This is a genomic window from Oxalobacter aliiformigenes, assembly GCF_027116575.1.
GTDB lineage: Bacteria > Pseudomonadota > Gammaproteobacteria > Burkholderiales > Burkholderiaceae_D > Oxalobacter > Oxalobacter aliiformigenes.
Genome location: NZ_CP098252.1, coordinates 1,809,760 through 1,825,236, shown reverse-complemented (window position 1 = coordinate 1,825,236; position 15,477 = coordinate 1,809,760). Strand labels below are relative to the sequence as shown.

At 48.4% G+C, this 15,477-nt stretch carries 14 protein-coding genes; 9 read left to right on the top strand and 5 right to left on the bottom strand.

The features are described 5' to 3' along the window. Positions 1-349: 349 nt before the first annotated feature. On the top strand, positions 350-496 hold the full coding sequence (locus NB647_RS08450) for a hypothetical protein (RefSeq protein ID WP_269282966.1): 147 nt from the start codon (positions 350-352) through the stop codon (positions 494-496). 628 nt (positions 497-1,124) lie between these two features. Here NB647_RS08450 and NB647_RS08445 read toward each other — a convergent pair. After that, positions 1,125-1,340, bottom strand: a complete 216-nt coding sequence (locus tag NB647_RS08445) for a hypothetical protein (protein ID WP_269282963.1) — start codon at positions 1,338-1,340, stop codon at positions 1,125-1,127. 320 nt (positions 1,341-1,660) lie between these two features. On the opposite strand from NB647_RS08445, the gene NB647_RS08440 reads away from it, so the two are divergent. The 4 genes from NB647_RS08440 (at position 1,661) to NB647_RS08425 (ending at position 5,232) form a co-directional block, all read left to right on the top strand. Further along, positions 1,661-2,926, top strand: coding sequence for a Y-family DNA polymerase (locus NB647_RS08440; protein WP_269282961.1), 1,266 nt, complete (start codon positions 1,661-1,663; stop codon positions 2,924-2,926). A gap of 125 nt (positions 2,927-3,051) precedes the next feature. After that, positions 3,052-3,576, top strand: a complete 525-nt coding sequence (locus NB647_RS08435; protein ID WP_269282959.1) for a hypothetical protein — start codon at positions 3,052-3,054, stop codon at positions 3,574-3,576. A gap of 99 nt (positions 3,577-3,675) precedes the next feature. Next, the gene (locus NB647_RS08430) at positions 3,676-4,446 is read left to right on the top strand and encodes a hypothetical protein (protein WP_269281059.1); all 771 of its coding nucleotides are present in this window, start codon (positions 3,676-3,678) and stop codon (positions 4,444-4,446) included. 417 nt (positions 4,447-4,863) lie between these two features. Then, positions 4,864-5,232, top strand: coding sequence for a hypothetical protein (locus NB647_RS08425; protein WP_269282956.1), 369 nt, complete (start codon positions 4,864-4,866; stop codon positions 5,230-5,232). 180 nt (positions 5,233-5,412) lie between these two features. Here the strand turns inward: NB647_RS08425 and NB647_RS08420 are convergent, their stop codons facing one another. Beyond that, complete coding sequence (locus NB647_RS08420; RefSeq protein WP_269282954.1) at positions 5,413-6,885, bottom strand: aminoacyl-histidine dipeptidase; 1,473 nt, start codon at positions 6,883-6,885, stop codon at positions 5,413-5,415. Between the two features lie 369 nt (positions 6,886-7,254). Between NB647_RS08420 and NB647_RS08415 the strand changes: the two genes are divergently transcribed. The 4 genes from NB647_RS08415 (at position 7,255) to NB647_RS08400 (ending at position 12,932) form a co-directional block, all read left to right on the top strand. Then, positions 7,255-8,571: a mechanosensitive ion channel family protein gene (locus tag NB647_RS08415; protein WP_269282951.1), complete on the top strand. Its 1,317-nt coding sequence runs from the start codon at positions 7,255-7,257 to the stop codon at positions 8,569-8,571. Then, the gene (locus NB647_RS08410; protein WP_269282949.1) at positions 8,568-8,921 is read left to right on the top strand and encodes a nucleotide pyrophosphohydrolase; all 354 of its coding nucleotides are present in this window, start codon (positions 8,568-8,570) and stop codon (positions 8,919-8,921) included. Before NB647_RS08415 ends, NB647_RS08410 begins: the two co-directional genes overlap by 4 nt. A gap of 155 nt (positions 8,922-9,076) precedes the next feature. Then, positions 9,077-9,667: a hypothetical protein gene (locus NB647_RS08405; RefSeq protein ID WP_269264165.1), complete on the top strand. Its 591-nt coding sequence runs from the start codon at positions 9,077-9,079 to the stop codon at positions 9,665-9,667. Positions 9,668-10,190: 523 nt separating this feature from the next. Further along, positions 10,191-12,932, top strand: coding sequence for an autotransporter outer membrane beta-barrel domain-containing protein (locus tag NB647_RS08400; RefSeq protein ID WP_269282947.1), 2,742 nt, complete (start codon positions 10,191-10,193; stop codon positions 12,930-12,932). 222 nt (positions 12,933-13,154) lie between these two features. On the opposite strand, the gene NB647_RS08395 is transcribed toward NB647_RS08400, so the two are convergent. The 3 genes from NB647_RS08395 to NB647_RS08385 form a co-directional block, all read right to left on the bottom strand. Then, positions 13,155-13,916 carry an META and DUF4377 domain-containing protein gene (locus NB647_RS08395; protein ID WP_269264163.1) on the bottom strand — a complete coding sequence of 254 codons (762 nt, stop codon included), beginning with the start codon at positions 13,914-13,916 and terminating at the stop codon, positions 13,155-13,157. Positions 13,917-14,210: 294 nt separating this feature from the next. Then, on the bottom strand, positions 14,211-14,828 hold the full coding sequence (locus NB647_RS08390; protein WP_269281071.1) for a nitroreductase family protein: 618 nt from the start codon (positions 14,826-14,828) through the stop codon (positions 14,211-14,213). A 12-nt stretch (positions 14,829-14,840) separates the two neighbouring features. Further along, positions 14,841-15,398 carry a nitroreductase family protein gene (locus tag NB647_RS08385; RefSeq protein ID WP_269264161.1) on the bottom strand — a complete coding sequence of 186 codons (558 nt, stop codon included), beginning with the start codon at positions 15,396-15,398 and terminating at the stop codon, positions 14,841-14,843. Positions 15,399-15,477 lie beyond the last annotated feature (79 nt).

Here is a 15,477-nt window from a genome sequence, read left to right as displayed (position 1 = left end):
AAAAAATCTGCCGTTTTCTGGCATTTTCTTGTCACGAAAATAACTTTTTTCTTGTTTGCTGCCTGCATGAAAACCAGTTCTGCCAGTGCCTGTCAAGATATGGAAAAAGATAACATTATAGTATTTCTTCGACAGTAAAGCCGTGTATTGATCATGTCACATGAAAGCAAACTGGTGGAATCAGGGAAATTCTCTGGAAAAGATGACCAGTGCGATATGACTGCCGGATTTTCAATGTTTTTCCGGAGGTATGCCAATAGCTATACAGGTTTTTCCGCAAGCCGGACAGGGAAGGTCTTGCGGGGGAGATACCAGCAATTGGCAGGGTGCATAACAGGCTGTACAGTGTATGGATAGTTCCCAAGATGATATTTGTGGGGATTCAAGCAGTAGCCGCTCTGCCGTCTGTATCGCTTTGCAGCGCAGGCAGGAAAACAAGGCTGTTGATATGGTCAACATCCCTTCAGGATATCGTGTCAGCCATTTTTTTGCCTGATCTCCGTATTTCCCGCGAAGAATGTCCCGTCGGTATCGATGCAATTCATCGACATGCGACCATTGCGTGCCGTATGTAAGCGTGCGTTCATAGTGGCAGACGGGGCAGCGATAACGGGTTTCAAGTGTCATGAGAGCTCAGAGGAATAGTGGTAATATCAAATCGGTAACTTTCGGGAAAGCCTTTTGCCAAAATGAAGTCGGTTTTTCCCAGAATCGTAAGAGGCATATAGTTTCATTACATTGGTAGGATGAGACGGATGCATTTTGGGAAACAGTCAGGACAGGTCATAGTAATATTTTTCCTGAATGATCTGAAAATGGTTCAACCCATAATGCGGGCAATACAGTGTTCCTTGCAAAATATTATCAAATGGCTAGATTATTTGTCAGCTCATTCCGGTATATGCGAACTTTTTACGTTCATACCGGACTCGGGCGTTTTTTGCAGAATGTGATGTGCCAATTCAAGTTTGTCTTTGTCTGATACAAATGAAATCGGGCAATTTACTTCTTTCTTTAATAGTTAATTTGTCAGTATTTTTATCATGACGCCTGGAATGACGATAGATCAATTTCATCTTCATGGTTAGAAAATCTTTCAGAGTCTGTACTGAAAAGAGGGTATGTCATTGGTAAAAATCATAACGGTTTTTTCCGGTCATTCCGTTTTGCATTAACCATTCCTGGATGGAATGTCTGCCATGATAACGGGCAAGGCGAATAAAGCAGATGGAAAATGGTGTGTTATTTGTTGTCATCCACGTAATGGATTCATTGTTTTCTTCTGCAAACAAGATTATTATGCTGTATATTTGTACAGCATAATAATCTTGTTTGTACATAATAGTTTATTTGTTCGGAGATCCATTTTTTACTGAAAACTAGGCTGGTCGGGTACTCTTGACCTGCATTCCGGTTTTGTATACAAGGCAGTGGCAATTGTTGATTGACAGATTTGCGTTTTCCGCATTTTCCTGTTTAGAAACAGGATCCGGTTATCCCTTATTGCCGATCCGGATTTTAAGGAAAACATGTGCTAATGGGGGCTGTGAGTGATGTATATGGATGGAATATATCGGGCAATCGCAATGAAAAGCGGGCCGGAGATGACTTTGACCGGGGGCGTTCAGCGATGGAGTACAGATCTGCCGGGAACATACCAATGGAAAAATGTATTGCGCTGGTTGATTGCAACAACTTTTTCGTTTCATGTGAACGGGTGTTCCGGCCTGATCTGGATGGCAGGCCAATGGTTGTACTGTCCAGCAATGATGGTTGCGTGATTTCCCGAAGTGATGAAGCGAAAAGGCTGGGAATCCGGATGGGAGAACCCTGGTTCAAGGTAAAAGGATTGCATAAATATCGGGATGTCATGGCATTTTCAGGCAATTTTCCCTTGTATTCCGATCTGAGCAACCGGGTGAAGTGCATGCTGGCGGATTTTTCACCGGTTCATGAGGAATACAGTGTTGATGAATCGTTTCTGGATCTGACCGGATTCGACGATATCCGGGAACGGTCTTGCGCTATCCGGGAAATTGTCTGCAAGCAGGCAGGTATTCCGGTATGTATCGGTATCGGCCCGACGAAAACGCTAGCGAAACTTGCCAATTTTGTTGCGAAGAAGCATCCGAAATCGAAGGGAATTTTTTTTTACAATGTTCTGGATCGACAGCAGAAACGCGTACTGCTCGACAAAATTCCGGTTGATGAGGTATGGGGAATTGGTCAGAGGCTGAACCGGTCATTGAGGCGTCTTGGGATTGGAACGGTTTGCCAGTTGCATGATTCGGACATCAAGGCCATGCGTGCCCGTTTTGGCGTGCCGATGGAACGGCTGGTTTCTGAATTGCGGGGTATTCCATGTATCGAGATAGCTGATATCAGTCCGCCACGCAAACAGATTATGTCCAGCCGTTCTTTCGGAGAACGGATTACGAAACAGGATGATCTGGAAAATGCCATGGCTTTTCATGCGACGAAGATCGGTCGGCAACTGAGAAAGCAGGAATCTGTTGCCGGGATGGTGCATGTGTTTCTGGAGACAGATCCGTTCAGGAAAGACCGGCCTCAATATCATCCCTATATCAGTTTGCCACTTGTCGAACCGACCAGTAGTACGGTGGAAATAAACCGGTATGCGATGATCGGGCTTCACAGGATATACAAGTCCGGATATGAGTATCGCAAGGCAGGGGTTTGCGTCAGTGAGCTGTCTCCGGAGTCACTGTTTTTTCCGGATATGTTTGCCGATTCCAGACAGGAACGGATCATGAAGGTGATGGATGAAATCAACGGACAGTTCGGAAACGGGGCTTTGCGTCTGTCACAGGATGACTGGATGCACCGGTATTGGGAACCCCGAAAAGAGCGAATGTCCCCAAGATATACGACATCCTGGAATGAACTGGCAGTATGCGGCGATTAGGAAAAGATGTGCATATGGGGACATGAGTTAAAATAGGATGCAAAAACGTGAATGGCGGCCGCATTCGGAACCGGTTGGCAGTGTTGTGCGAATGGGAGGCTTGCGACGGGTATGAGGGAGTGTGAATGGAAACATGGATGATCGTGGCGTCTGTCGTTATGGCGACAGTGATAGTGTTTCTTCTCGGTGTATTCCAGAGGTGGTTCAGGAAAAGCAGAATTGTTCATGAAGTGAGAACCGGTGTTCAGTCTGCCCAGACCTTCCGGGAGAAATATCCGACGCCGGAGAAGTATGAAGTTGATATTATTCGGGAGCTTCTCGTTCAGGGAGCGGAAGAATCCCTGTTAAAACAGGTATTGAAAGAGACTTACGATACCACCATAGCGCAGTCGCACAGATCCGGTGAAGAACCGGCCCATTTTGTCGATCGCTGGCTGTATTCCATCGCCGCGCCAAAACGCTGGGATTTTATCGAAGGCGTGTTGCCTTATTATTTCCGGCTGGTCCAGTTATTGCTGGAAGAAGGACTTCGTCCGACACCTGTCATCAAAAATTGCGGTGGGATGCCAGCGTTTATACAAATTGTCGAATCGGAATTTTCCAGAGGGACATCTCCGGAAGAACTTGTCTCGAAACACTTCGGAGCGTGATATCCTACAAAGATATTGACGTTTTGATCAGGATGTACGTCCCGGAAGAAAATGTCCGGTACAATGAATTTTTCTCCCACTGAAACAGGAACAATAATTATGCAGGAAAAAAAAGAATCCTTGGTTTTGTCAGATGATTTCATCCAGTGCTGGCATGATGCCGGCCGTCATCTGCAACAACAGATTGAAGGAGGGCCGGCATGGATACGTGCCCATCTGGATCAGCCGATTATGGAACATCTTTCGTTCCGTCTTGGCAATCAGCTTTTTTTCATACGGATTGAGGATGCCGAAGGTCAGCTGAAAACACCGGGTTCTGAAGAGGCGCTGATCAAGATTGCGGAAAAGTGCAATGGCCATGCCTGTATCATGCCGATGAGATTTTCGTTCGGGCACTGGATTCCTGTTGAAAAGGGATGGGGACTGTTGTCCCAGAAAGATCGTACACCTGTCAATCCGCCCGATCTGGTAACAGATGAAAAGATCGAAATGACGGACTGGGAATTGCATGATTTCGCCATTCAGGTCGTTCGACAAAATCTGATTCAGAGCGGAGAGTCGGTGACAGCCTGGAACAGTAATCCCGAATTGCAGCCTTCGATCTGGTTGGGAGGCGATGCCGGTTTGCAATGGGTCGTCGTTCAGGCGGTACGTTATCCTGAAGAAGCGAAAATCCCATCCAATATCAAGGATATTGAGGCGGCTTACAAGGAAAAAGGTGCCAGGGGAAATTTCGCGTATGTCAGCTTTGCCAACGAGAACCAGCAGCGCGATACTCCGTTGAAGGAAGGAGAAAAACCGTTGCCTGTTTATCGTGGTGAGAAAGTATTTATCAGCTATTCAGGTCTGCTGGATATCAATAACGACTGATTTCACTTTTTTCGTCAATCTCCCGTCTTTTCAGGACGGGAGATTTTTTTGTGTCCGGAAAAGGAGGAACAAAAAAATGGAACTGTTTATATTTACAGTATGATATACTGTAAATATAAACAGTAAACAGAGAGGAATTGAAAAATGAATGGTATTGTTTCCGAAATAATGGATGCACTGATTTTTGTATGTTCGGTATGTGTGGTCATCGTGTTTTGCCAGTTTCCGATCAACTGAAAGAACGGTATTTCCGGTCGTGACATTTCATTTTTCCGGTATGGCATGAATTTTCCCTTGTTTCCGGGATGAATACCTGACAGGCGGAATCTGGTTGGGAAACGGTAAAAATGAGACAGCAGAAATGGATATGTTTCGGTACTGAAATTTGTCGCATGCCGGTTTCTTCGGTTTTCCTATATGATGGAAAGCGTTTTCACAGATGAATCGGGGATGTCGATGGAAATGAGTGTCATATTTTATCCAAGCGGTTATTTGCAACTGCAGGTTGCGGATGACGGAGATGATTTTTGCCATGTGTATGACAACCCGAACAGTCTTGCCAAAGATGTCTCGTCCCTGCTGGATGGCGACAATGCGATCGGCTGGTACGGGAATGACCCGGATGCATGGCTGGATGTTGAAAAAACGCCAGCCATTCGTTATATCTCCATGCAAAATCTGCCCGGCTATCTGAAGGCCTTCAGAAACGGGGAAATCGACCGGGCGGCACTTTGGGAAAATGAAATCGCTTTCTATCAGGCACTTGCTGAAAAACGCGGCTTGTAAGCTTGCAGATCTGACAAATGCAGGGGATTCTCTTTCCGGTTTGCTGTGAAAGAAGTCACTGAAGGCCGACATGGTTCGGACAGATGCAAGTTTGTGTCCGGTTTGAAGATTGAATACCGGAAAGAATGATCCGTTTCTTTCCGGTATTTGCCATTACATCGGTTGGTTGGACTACTGTTTTTATTCTATGGCATTCAACAGGGGCTTCAACAGGCGCCAGCAGTTTTCGACTGTGTCGATTTCAACGGATTCTCCCGGCGCATGGGGACTATGAATAGTCGGGCCGAATGAAATGATATCGAGATCGGGATATTTCGACTTCAGAATCCCGCATTCCAGTCCGGCATGAATAATATGGGTGGCCGGTTCGCTGCCAAATTCCTGTTTATAGATTTTCCGGCAGAGTGCCAGCAAGGGAGATGAAAGATCAGGTGCCCATCCCGGATAGGCGTTTTCTTTCCTGATTTGTATACCTGACAGGGCAAACAGGCTCGCGATTTCTTCTGCTAGTGCATGACAGGCGCTCTCAATGGTCGAACGGACCATAAACGTGCATGAACCGCTGTCCGGTTGCAAATTCACCGTTCCGAGGTTGTTCGATGTTTCCGGAGAACCGGGCGCGGAAACACTCATCCGCCATATACCATGGGGAGCGGCATGCAGTGAATGCAACCAGACGCGCTGATCATCGGAAGACATGATTTGGCCGGCGGTAACAGGTTTCCAGCCGATCCGGATATTTTCATCAACTCCTGCCAGTTCCTGACGGATCAGGGTTTGCCATTGTTGAAGCAGATCGTTTAAAGAAGCCGTGTTTTGCGGTTGTACTCCGATGATGGCGGAGGCTTCCCTTGGCAAGGCATTACGTGCGGTTCCTCCTGTCAAAGTCGACAGACATACCGGAAAACGGTTTTGCAACGAATGGAGAATTCTTGCCAGAAGCTTGATAGCGTTGCCGCGTCCTTCATGAATGTTGATGCCTGAATGTCCGCCACGCAACCCGGTGATGTCGATTTGTACAGCCTGCCATCCGGCTGGGAACGTTTCGGGATGTCCGGCACGTCGGACCAGAACGTCCATACCTCCGGCGCAGCCGAGACAAAAATCCCCCCATGTTTCACTATCGAGATTCAGCAGGATTTTGCCTTGCAGTACGTCGGTCGCCAGCTTGTTGGCTCCCCCCATTCCTTCTTCTTCATCGACTGTCAGCAGGGCTTCGAGTGGTCCATGAACCAGTGAGTTGTCATCCAGTACGGCAAGGGCCAGCGCAACACCGATGCCGTCGTCCGCACCAAGTGTCGTATTCTCTGAGAGAACAAGATTGCCGCGAACAGTCGCATGGATGGGGTCTCGCGAAAAATCGTGTGTGGAGGAATCGTTTTTCTGGCAAACCATGTCAAGATGAGCCTGAAGAATGATACCGGGAGCGTTTTCCCGTCCGGGACTGGCGGGTTTGCGGATGACAAGGTTGCCCCCCGCGTCGATGAAGTTGACAAGTCCCTGTCCTGTCGCCCATTTCCGGAGATAGTCTTTGACAGGACCTTCATGTTTGGACTGTCTCGGAATGTGGCAGAGAGCGGCGAAATGTTTCCAGACGGATTCGGGTTTCAGTCCCCGGAAGGGGAAATCCTGCTGTTGCGATGCGTTGGTCATAGATGAAATCGGATGTCGTCAAAATAATATGCATGATACCAATTTCATTCATGAAAAAGATCTGATTGGCAAAAAATGTCTCTGGCAGGAGTATGCGAAAAACGGTTTTTTCCATCAAGTGGATTTTTCCTGTGATAACCTGCTTTTTTGGGAAAGACAAGGCGATTGTCCGCTCGCATGAATGGCGTTGTTCCGGTTGACCGGGAGGGAAAAATCGGGCAGTTAGGATTCTGCCGGGAAGAATGGACGAAAAGTGAGCGCCTCGTGTTTGCATAGTACTGTCAACCATCGGTAATGGATGGTATATTTCTGCACACTTGTCCCGGTTTCCTGCCGGAAATGCGCCATTGAATAAAATCCGGTTTTTTTATGATATCCCTGATTAACGAGTATCTTTCTTTTTTCGACGATTCGCCATTACTGTACACCCTGGCAGCACTCAGTCTGTTGGTCGCCGTGTCCTGTTTTCTGAATTTTGTCGTCAAGAAAATCCTGCTCCGGCTGGTTCACCGGGCACTCAGACTCACCTCGATTTCCGATGTCGGTGATAATCTGCTTGAAAAGTTTATTGCGCGGTTGGCCAATATCGTTCCGGCTCTGGCATTTACGCATGGTATTGTGTGGGTCCCGCATCTTCCGGAGAAAATCGCGTTTATTGTACGGACCGTGGCGGCCTCGTTCATCATTTTGACACTGGCCATGGCGCTTTGTGCGGCACTGAATATCGTCGAAGCTATTTATAACAGACGGCCGATTGCAGCCAGTCGCCCGATCAAGGGATATATCCAGTTGCTCAAACTCGGGATATATCTGGTTGCCGGCATACTCATCATCGCCACACTGATTGATAAATCACCCGTCATTCTGCTTTCAGGACTGGGTGCCATGGCGGCGGTACTCATGCTGGTTTTTCAGGATACCCTGTTGTCTCTTGTCGCCAGTATCCAGATTGCGGCAAACGGTCTTGTCAGGGTAGGAGACTGGATTGAAATGCCGAACCTCAATGCCGACGGAACGGTTATCGATATCGCCTTGCATACGGTCAAGGTACAGAACTGGGACAGGACGATTACGACTTTTCCGACCCGTCGTCTGATTACCGATCCGTTCAAGAACTGGCGGGGTATGCAGGAATCGGGAGGACGGAGAATCAAGCGTTCCATTTATATTGATCAGACCAGCATTCATTTTCTGACAGAACAGGAAAGTATCAATGTCCACCGTATACGGCTTTTGCAGAATTATCTGGCAACCAAGGAAAAGGAAATCGGGGAATGGAACAACCGGCTTGGCGAAGCCGGAAACAGTTTCGCCAATCGTCGTCAGCTGACCAATATCGGAACATTCAGGGCTTATGTGGAACAGTATCTGTTAAGTCATCCGAAAATCGTGAAAAACGATACGATACTTGTCCGGCAGATGGATCCGGGCGCAACAGGTTTGCCAATCGAGATTTACTGTTTTGCCGCGACGACAGTCTGGAACGATTATGAAGCGATCCAATCGGATATGTTCGATCATCTTTATTCCATATTGCCGCAATTCGGTTTATATGCCTATCAGCAACCGAACGGGCGTGATTTCCAGAAAGTCAGGGTTATCGAAGGTGTCTCTCACAGTGTTCTTTCCGGTAATGAAGAAATCGTACCGGGAAAAACAGGGAATATCAGGGAAAAAACGGAATGATTGACGATGAGATGCTGGCGGAAGAACTGGAAAAGTTTTCTGCCGAACGTGACTGGAAACCGTTTCATACTCCCAAAAACATTGCTTCGGCATTGGCTGTCGAAGCGTCTGAACTGCTTGAGATATTCCAGTGGACACGCGGCCAGCATGACTGGCGGGAAATCGATGCGGACAAAACGGTACGCGAACATACGGAAGAAGAGCTTGCCGATATTCTTTTGTATCTGATCCGTTTTGCGTCGCTGGCCAAAATCGATTTGCAGCAGGCGGCCCTCAGGAAAATGGAAAAAAACGCCTTGAAATATCCTGTTGAAAAAGCGAAAGGATCAGACAGAAAATATAACGAATGAATCCGGTTTTTTCATACAGACAGAATTTTTCAGGCCGGCTCTTCTGGAAATGTTACATTTTTTGCGGCTATTCAATGATGAAAGCCCAGGAAGTCGTTTCTGGACCTGTCATTAGCGGGTATAGTTTTCTTGTCATCTGATTTTTCAGGAAAAACATGCATTTGAGACGGTATCTGTTATTGTTGTTGTCCGGTCTGGCCATATTGCATCCGGCAGCGGCATCCGCTTCCGAAAAGGTATCCGGTTCCTCCGGGTTGACGGATATCCTGTTTGCTGCGGGTATCGTCGCTATTGTTTTTATTGTTTTCGTTTTTTCCATTTATGTCCGACATCAAAGAAACAGTAATGCCGTGGTGCTTTCCCATATGTACGGGACAATTCTGGAAGGGCGGTTGCAAATTCTCGTCGTCAATTTGCAGGAGTTCTCGGAATTTCTGGATATCGATGCCGGGGAAAAGAGACAGGAAAATTTTCTGCCAGACAGTTTTCAAGACCTTGGACATGTTGAATTACGCGAAACCCTGTTTGAACTGCTTGAGAAAAACGGATTGGGCAATCGTGAAAGAAAGAATTTGCAGCGGGGTTTTGATTACTTGTATGAAGCACTGGTTCTGATACGTTCCTTGCCGGCCGGAAAGGTCAATGTTCTCCGGTATGTGTCACAGGATGACAGGCTGAAGTTGCAGTATCTGCTCACCAGATCAATCGAAGCTTTTGAAACCGTCAGGCGCCGGACAATTTCCTGACGGTTTTTTCCTTCCTGTCCTTCTGACGGCCTGTTTTTCAGCTTGCCACGATCGCTTTCTGCCGGTTTTCGATACGGGAAATAACGGCATTACCATCGACATTCCATTTTGAAGCGACTATTCCGGAAAAGGCGGCATATTGTTTATTGATAAAGCCGGCCCGGAAAACTCTTTAGGTGACATGACAACCCGCAAGCGGATCAGTTCTCCAAAGCATGAAAAGAAGAAGTATGGTGAAAAAGAGACAGGAGAAAAAGAGAGGTTATAACCATTAAAAAACGTTAACAGGAATATTAAAAAATTGAAATAAGTATAACAAAACAAAAGAGAAATCCGGATAAAAAAGAAACAGGGCAGGAAGATAGGAGAAGGGAAACGACAAGGACGAGATAAGGCGGCATCCGGAAAAGGCGTTGAAAAACAGGAGGTTGCGAAATGGTTACGACCGTTAATGGTTATTAACGGTCGTCAATGATTATTGGAGGACGTTAACGGCGAAAAAGTGCCCTGAAAGGAAACAGCCATGTCCCGCATATCCCGTCATGCCGCAGCCGGAGAAAACCCGGCATCTTTCAAACCGCCGGTTGAAGAAACCCACGGCCGCAAAATCGTCAAAGGACTGTTTTGTGCAGGAGTTGCGCTTTCCGCCATTCTTTGTGCTCCTCATGTATCGGCGGCAAGTGTATATGCTGACCAACAGACGAAAAAGATAACGGTGGGTACAGGAGAATCATATGGGACTGTCAATGGTGACGTTTATGGTGGTCACGGCAGCGAGAATGCCAGTGAAAGTGATAGTGTCAGCGGATATACCGTCGAGATAAAAGAAGGTGCTGTGGTAGAGAAAGTCAATCCATCATATGGCGGAAGTGTTTTAGGCGGTTTCATTGGGCAGTCAAATGACGGCCGTGCCATCACGGAAAACACCGTTGAAATGACAGGAGGAACAGTAGGGAGGAGCATCCATGGTGGTTACAGCCTCGGCAACGGTGTTGTCCGGAACAACACCGTTGACATCAAAGGTGGCCAGGTAACCGAAACAGTCCATGGTGGTTACAGCAACGGCAGTGGTAACGTGACAGAAAACAAAGTCTTCGTGTCAAGTGGAGAAGTAGGAAAGGCTGTCTTTGGCGGTTTGGCTGACAAAAACAGCACAGGTGTTGTCCAGAACAACGAGGTTAACATCACAGGTGGTACGTTAAGCGAAGATGTCCGTGGTGGCCAGAGCGACGGCAGCGGTGAAGTTAAGGAAAACACCGTGACCATCTCAGGAGAAAAAACAACCGTAAACGAAACCGTCTATGGCGGTTACAGCAAAGGCAGTGGAGCCGTCAGCAACAACACCGTCACCATGACAGGAGGAAAAGTAGAGAAAGAGGTCCGTGGCGGTTACAGCAACGGCAGCGGGGATGTAACGGAAAATGAAGTCTTCGTAAAAGGAGGAACCGTAAGCAAAACCATTTTTGGCGGCTTCGCTGGCGAAAAGAGCAACGGTGAAGTCAAGGGTAACACCGTCACCATAGAAGGAGGAACCATAAGCGAAAAAGTCCGTGGAGGTTACAGCAACGGCGCAGGAAGCGTAATAGGCAACGAAGTTACCATGACAGGAGGAGAAGTAAAGGGAAATGTCTATGGAGGTTACAGCAACGGCAGCGGGAACGCCGAATCCAACACCGTCACCATAAACGGAGGCAGCGTCCTTGACGGAATACGCGGAGGCCAATCTGCCGGCGGAACCGTCACCGGCAACACCATTGACCTCAACGGAGGGACAGTTGCAGGAAGAATCTATGCAGGCTACAGCAATAACGGAACCGTCACCAGCAACACCATCAACCTGAATGGAAAAAACGGAATCGACATCACAAAAGCCTGGCTCTACGGAAGCAATGCGACAGCCACAGGACAAAACAACAACACCCTGAACATCAGAAATTTTAAAGGGCGTGCACAAAACATCGGAAACTTCGACCGCATTGACCTCGATCTGGCGGGGTTGACGCTTCGTGCCGGTGACCCGATCATCGTCCTGACAGAAAAAGAAACGACCCGTCTCGGTAACAGCACTATCCACCTCCACACTGCTCAGAAAGCCATAGCCCACACCAACAGTGCGCTTGTCCCACGCTACGAAGTCATCAAAAACAAAACAGATGCCGGCCTGACAGCAGAAAACGTCAAATACGAAAAAGGACAAGTCACCGTCCGCGAAAAAGGAGCCCTCCAGGCCCTCTACAAAGTAGAATGGGACGGCCCCGGCATCGATAGCGTTGACGGAGACAGCATCGACCTCGTCAAAACAGGAGAAACCGAAATCGTCCCCGGAACAGAAACCATCAACGAAAGCCGGCTGGCCCTGACAGACTTCCTGAACGCGGCAGGAGACTTCATCCTCGACCGCAAACTCCAGTGCAGCCTGCGGGAAGACGGAAGCATCCCCGAGACCTGCTTCTATGGCGCCGTCAGCGGAGGAGACCTGCACCACGACCTGAACGGAAACAAAGCCTGGGCCCACACCACAGGAACCCACTGGTTCATCGGACTCAGAAGCAAACTCAACGAAAAACAGGACACCGAAAAAGACCTCAACGGAGCCCTGTACATCGAAGCCGGCTGGGGAAACATAGACACCCATAACCGGTGGGCAAAAGGAAACGGAGACATCCACTACTACGGAATCGGAGCCATCGGAGAAAGAAAACAGAAAGAAGGAAACTGGAAAGGCACCTACCTCCAGGCCCATGCCAGAATCGGTCGTGCCTTCAGCGACTACAACAGCCGCCTCAAAGACGGAAGCGGAGAAAAACTCGACTACGACAAAAACAGCACCTACTACGGAGCGGGACTCGAAATCGGTCGGGAATGGCAATACCACCCCGACTACATGCTCGACAGCTACCTCAAATACCGTTGGCTGCACCTGAACGGCTTCAACACAGAAATAAACGGAGCCGACCACAAACTCGACGACATCGACAGCCACCGTACCCGGCTGGGAACCCGGCTCAACTACACAGCGGAAAAAACCGGCATGCCCTACATAGGCATAGCCTGGGAACACGAATTCGACGGAAACGCGAGAGGAAGCGTCATGGGATACAGCCTGAAAGACACCAGCCTGAAAGGAGACAGCGGCGTACTGGAACTGGGCGTTAAATTCGTACCGTCGGAAAAAAGCCGGTGGAACTACGACTTCACAATAGAAGGCTACGTTGGCCAACGGGAAGGCGTCATGGGCAACTTCGTCGTCAATTATCTGTTCTGATCGCCGGCTTCAATCCAATACAAAACACGAAAAACACAAAACACGAAAAAAGGAGCGGAAATCGCTCCTTTTTTCTTGCAAGGGTAGACAATACGGGTTTTTCTGTCCGGTCGTATCGGCTGAAAGGCTGACCGGGGACAAAACCACAGAATGTCTGCGCAGACCCGGCATCCCGCCGGCAGAAAACCGGCCGGGTTTGAACGCCCTCTGAGGGAGGACGGATTACTGGACAATCATGTCAAGAATATAAGCCTGGTTTTGTGTATTGGCGGGTGCATTGGGTACGTTGTACCGTTTCAAACGGAGAATGTGGCCGACACCTTCCTGGTGCTGGTAGCCCTCGATGTTTGGATAGAAGGCACGCCATGTGCTTGTTCCGGTGATGACGCCACTGTTGTCATAATACACGTCACGAACCTGAAGGCACTGTTTCACTGGCAGTGTCGGTGAACTGCAGGTTACTGTATTGGAAGCGATTTCCATGAAAACGGTTTCACCTGTTCCGCCGTAACGGACATCGGCTGTCGGCCGGCCCGTAAAAGTCAGGGTGTTGCCATCATAGAAACGAAGTTTCATGACCGGTGTTGCGGAAAGAAACAGATCGATATTCGCACGGTTCTGCAACTGGGAGGCTACTTTCTGTTCAAGTGTATTCAGCTGCGGATTGGCACACAGCATCCGGGTTGACATCATATTGGAAAAGGTAATGACATTGTCGGTCAGCAAATAAGTACCGTTGATGACATTGCAGGTATTGGAAACCGAAAAACGGTTGGTTTTGAAGTCCATCTGGACGGGGGTGCCGGGCTGGACGAACAGATAGTCCAGTCGCTTGCCACCACGGTCGGTCGCATCGGTCAGTTGCCAATGGAATGCGTCGAGGGAATCCACTGCTTGTGAGGCAGGCGGGTTTGAACTGGGAGTTTGTGCGCAACCGGCCAGAACGAGGGGAATTGCCAGTAAGGATAGAAGATATCGTTTCATGTGTGTCTCCATGGATGTTTTTGTTTCCCGAAGGGATCGATTCAGTATAAAACTGGACCTTCAGTTTTGAAAATGTATCATTTGGCAAGAGTCGGATGCTTTGAAAAATCAAATTTGTTTCAATTTGCCCGGCGGATCCTTTTCAGAAACCGGATGTGTTGCTGTGGCGACGACTCTCGAAACCGTCATGAGGTTGGAGTGTTTTTCGTAGTGCACAATAACAGTGGACAGGAAGGAGCGGTCTTCTGTTTTTGGAATGGTTGAAAGGACAATGGAAAATCCGTTATGGAGAGGTCATTTCTTGCCGATGAGCATCAGATTGAGCGGATATTCACCGGTTTTCAGCTTCAGTCCTTCACGAATGGCCTTTTCATTCATCGTCATGACAAATCGGCCTCCGATTCCCATGGATTCCGCTGCCAGATAAATATTCTGGGTCATTGCTCCCGTTGTGGTATAGACATATTCTTTTTTGATATTGCTTCCGGAAACGAAAACCAGCACGACAGGTGATTTGCCGACGATGTTTTGCGGGCTGATCCCGTTCTTGATGTTTTTGTCGGAAATCCGGATGAGCCTGTTCTGTTTCCAGTGATACCGGTAAACGCCGCTGTCGTCCAGGACATAGATTTTGTTATAGGGGGCAGTGTTCATCGCCAGGGGAATTGTCCAGCCTCTTGGTGAACGGTTTTGTCCGGTGGCGGCCCAGAGAAGGCTGGAGAGTTCTTGCGCAGAGATATTTTTCAGCGGAAAATCGGCCGGGGTTGACGAATGACGCGATTTCAGCAGAGTGAAAATTCCTTGGCCCCCTTTTGTTTGCGGAGGCGGCAGTGTGATGTCCGCACAGGTGACCATGCCCGGAAATGCCAGTATCGCCAGCATTCCGGCACAGTGTTTTCCGAACAGTTTCATCCGTTTTGCCATCTATTTGAGGATACGGATGACGTCCCGTCTGCGATGAGGGGTTTCCGGCTGTTCGTCCGCATAACCGAGTGCAACGCCGAATTGCGGGGAATATCCTTCCGGAATGCCCAGATCTCTCAGAAGAACAGCGGCGACGGCCGGGTTTTCAAATGCCATGGTAAAACTGGCCAGATAACATGATCCGAGTCCAAGAGAGTTTGCCGCGACGCACATGTTCTGGGTTGCATTGGCACAATCCACTCTGGCATTTCTGGATTCATTGCCGGAAACGATAATCAGGGTGGGGGCATTGTAGAAAGGGGAAAAACCGGGATCGAGTGCCTTTTCACGATTGCGTTCGTTGTCTGACTTGAGCATGGTGTCGCAGGCTGCATCTCTCAGTCTTTTCAGAAGGTCTTTGTTCTGTACGGCAGTCAGGTACCAGGATTGCATGTTTCTGGATGTCGCGGCGTAAATGCCGGCTTCAAGAATCCAGTTCAAATCGCGATCGGAAACCTGCCGGGTTTTGTAGGAACGAATGCTTCGGCGGGAGAGCATTGCGCTGATCGTTTCATTCATGAAAAGTCTCCTAGGTGAAATAGGACTCGGGAGATGAGTCGCTTCAATGATTTTCCTTTAATTAGACCACTGTTTATTT

Bases quoted from the DNA above. Each gene is read 5' to 3' on its own strand.
- NB647_RS08390 (WP_269281071.1), bottom strand. From the start codon at position 14,828: ATGAAACTGTTCGGAAAACACTGTGCCGGAATGCTGGCGATACTGGCA.
- NB647_RS08410 (WP_269282949.1), top strand. From the start codon at position 8,568: ATGATTGACGATGAGATGCTGGCGGAAGAACTGGAAAAGTTTTCTGCC.
- NB647_RS08420 (WP_269282954.1), bottom strand. From the start codon at position 6,885: ATGACCAACGCATCGCAACAGCAGGATTTCCCCTTCCGGGGACTGAAA.
- NB647_RS08400 (WP_269282947.1), top strand. From the start codon at position 10,191: ATGTCCCGCATATCCCGTCATGCCGCAGCCGGAGAAAACCCGGCATCT.
- NB647_RS08405 (WP_269264165.1), top strand. From the start codon at position 9,077: ATGCATTTGAGACGGTATCTGTTATTGTTGTTGTCCGGTCTGGCCATA.
- NB647_RS08440 (WP_269282961.1), top strand. From the start codon at position 1,661: ATGGAAAAATGTATTGCGCTGGTTGATTGCAACAACTTTTTCGTTTCA.
- NB647_RS08425 (WP_269282956.1), top strand. From the start codon at position 4,864: ATGATGGAAAGCGTTTTCACAGATGAATCGGGGATGTCGATGGAAATG.
- NB647_RS08395 (WP_269264163.1), bottom strand. From the start codon at position 13,916: ATGAAACGATATCTTCTATCCTTACTGGCAATTCCCCTCGTTCTGGCC.
- NB647_RS08435 (WP_269282959.1), top strand. From the start codon at position 3,052: ATGGAAACATGGATGATCGTGGCGTCTGTCGTTATGGCGACAGTGATA.
- NB647_RS08430 (WP_269281059.1), top strand. From the start codon at position 3,676: ATGCAGGAAAAAAAAGAATCCTTGGTTTTGTCAGATGATTTCATCCAG.
- NB647_RS08450 (WP_269282966.1), top strand. From the start codon at position 350: ATGGATAGTTCCCAAGATGATATTTGTGGGGATTCAAGCAGTAGCCGC.
- NB647_RS08385 (WP_269264161.1), bottom strand. From the start codon at position 15,398: ATGAATGAAACGATCAGCGCAATGCTCTCCCGCCGAAGCATTCGTTCC.
- NB647_RS08415 (WP_269282951.1), top strand. From the start codon at position 7,255: ATGATATCCCTGATTAACGAGTATCTTTCTTTTTTCGACGATTCGCCA.
- NB647_RS08445 (WP_269282963.1), bottom strand. From the start codon at position 1,340: ATGTACAAACAAGATTATTATGCTGTACAAATATACAGCATAATAATC.